This window comes from Syntrophorhabdus sp. (assembly GCA_012719415.1).
Lineage (GTDB): Bacteria > Desulfobacterota > Syntrophorhabdia > Syntrophorhabdales > Syntrophorhabdaceae > Delta-02.
The window spans coordinates 1-4,955 of record JAAYAK010000291.1 but is presented as its reverse complement, the minus strand read 5'-3'; the positions used below and the strand labels follow the sequence as shown (position 1 = coordinate 4,955).

Genomic DNA, 4,955 nt, shown 5'->3' with positions numbered 1-4,955 from the left:
TGGCCGAGTAGACACTGTCTTTCAGTTCTTTCGCTGTTTCGAGAAACTCGCCCAGCTTTTCGAGGACGATCTCCAGAACACCACCCGTTTCACCGGCCCGGACCATATTCACGTAAAGCCTGGGAAAGACCCTGGGATGCTTTTTCAGGGCATCGGAAAAGGAACTCCCTTCGCGTATGAGTCTCAGAACGGAATTGACCACCTCCTGCATCTGTCTGCCTTCGGAGACCCCGGCCAGGATGTTGAGACTCCGATCGAGGGGAAGGCCCGCGCCGATAAGCGCCGACAGCTCGGCGGTGAAGGTGAGAAGGTCACCCTTCGATGAGTGCAGCGACACGCCCTTTTTGAGGACCCCCTTTCCCGGTGACGAAACCTTCAAAGGGATGGCGCCCGAGTCCTTGATCCTCTCCAAGGCCAGGTTTTCATCGGGCGCCTCGACGGTGCCTTCGATGATGGCGCCTTCAAGAGTTGTCGCCTTGTACGAATACACTCCCAATCAATCCTCCCTCGTGACCCGAAAAACCTCATCAAGCGTGGTCACACCCATGCGGATCTTCTCCATCCCGTCTTCGAGAAGCGTCTTCATGCCCGACCTTCTCGCCTGGGCCCTGATCTCTCCCTCGTCGGCGCCCTTCAACGTCAACCGCCTCAGATCTTCATCGACAACGAGAAGCTCGAAGAGTCCCGAGCGACCGAAGAATCCCGTATGTCCGCAGGCCTCGCAGCCTGCTCCCCGCCAGACGGGCACACCGCCACCCATGCCGAGGGCCATGAGTTCCTCGACGTCGTCGGATACGCCTGTCTGGCGCCTGCAATCGGGGCAGATCATCCTCACGAGCCTCTGCGCGAGGATGCCCCGGACCGTGGACGATAGAAGAAAGCTCTCCACACCCATATCAAGAAGGCGTGTGATCGCGCTCGGCGCGTCGTTCGTGTGAAGCGTCGAGAATACGAGATGCCCCGTCAGTGCCGACTGGATGGCTATCTGAGCGGTCTCCAGGTCCCGAATCTCGCCTATCATGATGATGTCCGGGTCCTGTCTGACGATGTGGCGCAACGTGCTGTTAAAATCGAGCCCGATCTGGGGCTTCACCTGGATCTGGTTGACACCTTTCAGCTGATACTCGACGGGGTCTTCCACGGTGATGATCTTCTTCTCCGGCGAGTTTATCTTGTCGAGCGCCCCGTAGAGGGTCGTTGTCTTGCCGCTGCCCGTCGGCCCCGTCACAAGGATGATACCGTTGGGCTTCGTGATGAGCCTATCGAGGGACATGAGCATGGCCTGTGAAAAACCCAATCTGGCAAGGTCAATGACGATGCTCTCCCTGTCGAGCAACCTCATGACGATGCTCTCCCCATTCACGATGGGGATGGTGGAAACCCTGATGGCGATCTCCTTCTCGCCCACACGCAGCCGTATCCTTCCGTCCTGGGGAAGCCTGCGCTCGGCAATGTTGAGCCTGGCCATGATCTTGATGCGCGAGACGATGGCCGCCTGAAGTCTCTTCGGTGTGGATTCCACGTCATTGAGGACACCGTCTATGCGGTAGCGGATCTTCATCTCGTCTTCGAAAGGCTCGATATGGATGTCGCTCGCCCTTAACTCCACGGCACGGGTGATGAAGAGGTTCACTAGCCTGATGATGGGTGCTTCCGACGCAAGGTCCTTGAGGTGGCCTACATCCTCCTCTTCCTCATCACGTATGAACTCGTAGCCCTCCCGTTCATCGATCCCCTCTATGATCTTGTCGAGGTTCTGCTGGTCCTTGCTGTAGAACCGGGAGATGTGCTCGTCGATGACAGCTGGGTCCCCGGTATGGACGAGGACGTCACTTGCGGTGGCCGCCCTCAGCGCGTCGACAAGTTCCCGCCTGGAAGGATCGGCCATGATGATCTTGAGCGTACCATCCTTCCACTCGAAGGGGATGATCTTGTTCTCCCTGATGAAACGCGTCGCTATGCCGTCCATGACAAGAGGCACCCTGGGAAACTCCTCCGGAGAGAGATGTATTATCGTCTTGCCGTTCACGACTCTCCTCCGCTTCGCGTCGCCGCCTTGGCCGCGGGTTCCTCTCCTGCCGCCCGGGGCGCAGGTTCTTTTCCTGCCGGGCTGTCCTGAGACCGGGCAGGTTCGGGTTCTTTCCCATCTTTGTCCTGCGCCTTCTCAACCGATGTCTTCGGGGCTTGCTGAGGCTGGACCTGTTTTTCCGCTTTCCGGTTCCCGTTGGGCTGGACCTTGATGTCATTCTGTGCCATCGGGGCCTTCGTGTGCATCGCCTCGTGTTCCTTTGTTCCTTGTCCTTCCTTTATCTCTCGCGCGGGCCTGGTCCCGGGTTGCTTCTGCGTCTTGTTCTTTTTTGTGTCTTCCTGGACAGAGACCTGGGGCTTCTCCTTATCTTCGCTGACCCGCGGCGGCTTTGTCGCCTGCCCTTCCGATCCGGCGTTCTTGCTTTGCGGACCCTTCCCGGTCTCGCCGGCATCATTCTTCCCGTCCTTCTCCTGCCGGGGGATGTCGCGGATAAGCTCTTCCTTCTTCAGCTTTCCCTTGCCTGTCTTCGTTATATCGTCAACATAGGAAGATGTGGCCTTCCGGGCATCGTGCTGGTTCTTGATGACCCGCGGGGTGAGGAGTATGATCAGCTCCTTGCGGTGATTTTCGTCCGTAGTACTGCCGAAGAGATATCCGAGAAGCGGTATCTTGCTGAGGTACGGAATGCCCGATCGCGCCGCAGATACGTCCTCCCTGATAAGCCCTCCGATGAGGATCGTCTGGCCGTCCTGAACCACAAGGTTCGTTGTCGCCTCCGTCTTTTTCACAATGATGTTGGTCTCGCCGTCGAAAAGGGTGATAGTGTCGTAGGAAGAGACTTCCTGGGCGAGGTCGAGGGTGACAAGTCCGCCTTCATTGATGCGGGGCTTTACCTTGAGGATGATGCCGATGTCCTTGTACTGGATGGTCCGCTGAGCGGCAGTGGTGGTGGACGCTATCGTTTCCGTTGTCACGATGGGGACCTGCTCACCCACCTGGATCCGAGCCTCCTTGTTATCCGTCACCAGTATACGCGGCACGGCAAGAAGCTTTGCCTTCGATTGCGTCGCAAGCGTATCGATGACCGTCTTGAAGTCGCCCCCGACGGTCCCCGCAAAGGTGAATGTCCCGCTGCCTGTCGTGCTCGTCGCTGTCGCGCCAGGCACATCGAATCCGACTGTCCCGTCCACTGCCCCCAACACGCCGTTCATACCGCCCGGCGAGAACTGAAGGGCCCAAGAAACGCCAAGCTTCAGGTCATCCTTCAGGGTGATCTCCGCGATCACCCCTTCGATAATGACCTGCCTCGGGATAATATCGACGCGCCGGATGGCCTCCTTGATGACCTCATAATCTTCGGGCAGGCTGAGGACAATAAGGGAGTTGAGGTTCTCCTCGGCGATGATCTTCGTTATGGGAGAAATGAGGCCCTCTCCTGCCTGGGAGCCTGACACTACCGACCCGCCGCGCGCCGCCGGGGCACCGGCTGCGCCCGCCGTCTTCCCCGCGGAGGGTGACGCAGCAAGGGGTGGATTCGCCGCGCCGCCTTGTCCGGAGGAAAGAAAGACCTGCTGCAGTATGTTCGCTATATCTTTCGCTTTGCTGTTCTGGACATGATAAACAAAAACCTGGGGCTTCCTCTTCTTTGTCTGTTCGCTGTCAAAAAGGTCGATGAGCTTGAGCAGCCTCTTCACGTTCGCGTCGGTGTCGACAAGCATGATGTGGTTGATGTTGGGAACATCAATGATCACGGCGGTTGTCGTGAGGAAAGGTGTGATCAGTTTGACGATTTCCGATGACTGACCGTACATGATGGGCACTACGCGTATGATCGATTTGCCCTCGATCTCGATGGAATCGGGGTCTCTGCCGACGGTCGCTTCCGCCGGTTCTCTGGCAACATCGCCGATCGGTACGATCCTGTAAAGACCACCTTCTTCCACAACGCCCACCCCGCTCAGCCTCAGGATGACCTCCATGACGGACAGCACCTTGTCACCCTCGACAGGGGTTACGGAACGGAACGTCACCCGCCCTTTCACCCTCTGGTCGACAATATAATTGACCCTCAGAATCTCACCGAAAACGGTCTGGATGACCTGGTACATGTCGGCGTCATCAAAGGACAGGCTGACGGGGCCCGCTGACCTTACGCCATGCCTCTTGGCCTGTGAAGGCATCTTTCCCGGAGGGACAGACGGATTCCCCGGAGGCGAGATCTTTCCTCTATCACCGGCCGCCTGCTCCTCTTTTTCCGTATTTTCGTCCTTTGCCGACGGGGACACCGCGGCGGAACGTACTACCGACTGGCCGCCCACTGTTCTTTTCGGCGCCGATGCCTCGGGTGTCTGCCGGGAGGGCACCGCCTCCCGGCGATTGTCGTCGGCATGCAAAGGCGGTACGACAAGAACGAAAAAGAGACACGACAAGAATATGAGCTTTCGGACATTTGTCATCGTTTCATCACCCGCTGTAGTTTTTCCAAGACCAATAGGATTCTAGAGTTAACCGAGACAAGTTCACATCGTAATGGGATAAAACTGACGCATTATGGTTTCAACAAGGCGACTGCCCTTGCAGAGCAGAACCCGCGGCCGACGTGAGGGGAGCCAAATTCCGAAATAGTACCATTACGCCGCAGAATGTGATGAACAGGCCAGTCGAGGTAGTGACAAAAGAACCTCGTCGGATTAGTCTTTTTCCAAAACGATATCGCCGGAATCAGAACACGGCATTGAGGGAGGACACATGAAAATTCAGTACCCCTATTCCACGGACAGACGCGGCTTCACGCTTGTAGAACTCCTCGTCGTCATGGTCATCGTCGGGCTCCTTGTGGCTCTGGTCGGTCCCAAGGTATTTCCGAAACTCGGCAAAGGCAAGCAGGCCGCGGCGAGGGCACAGGTCGAACTTCTTTCGCAGACCC

General features: G+C 57.5%; 4 protein-coding genes. 1 reads left to right on the top strand and 3 read right to left on the bottom strand.

The window, feature by feature from the left end; translation table 11 throughout:
- The 3 genes from GXX82_16785 to GXX82_16775 form a co-directional block, all read right to left on the bottom strand.
- The coding region (locus GXX82_16785; GenBank protein ID NLT24701.1) for a type II secretion system protein GspF at positions 1-496 on the bottom strand (496 nt) is incomplete at its 3' end.
- Positions 497-1,969, bottom strand: a complete 1,473-nt coding sequence (gene gspE / locus GXX82_16780) for a type II secretion system ATPase GspE (protein NLT24700.1) — start codon at positions 1,967-1,969, stop codon at positions 497-499.
- Between the two features lie 56 nt (positions 1,970-2,025).
- Positions 2,026-4,485, bottom strand: a complete 2,460-nt coding sequence (locus GXX82_16775) for a hypothetical protein (protein ID NLT24699.1) — start codon at positions 4,483-4,485, stop codon at positions 2,026-2,028.
- 292 nt (positions 4,486-4,777) lie between these two features.
- Here GXX82_16775 and GXX82_16770 point away from each other — a divergent pair.
- On the top strand, positions 4,778-4,955 hold a 178-nt coding region (locus GXX82_16770), incomplete at its 3' end, for a prepilin-type N-terminal cleavage/methylation domain-containing protein (protein NLT24698.1).

What these genes read in the sequence shown, in the direction of transcription:
- GXX82_16775 (NLT24699.1), bottom strand. Translation starts at nt 4,485, where the DNA reads ATGACAAATGTCCGAAAGCTCATATTCTTGTCGTGTCTCTTTTTCGTT.
- gspE (NLT24700.1), bottom strand. Translation starts at nt 1,969, where the DNA reads ATGGACGGCATAGCGACGCGTTTCATCAGGGAGAACAAGATCATCCCC.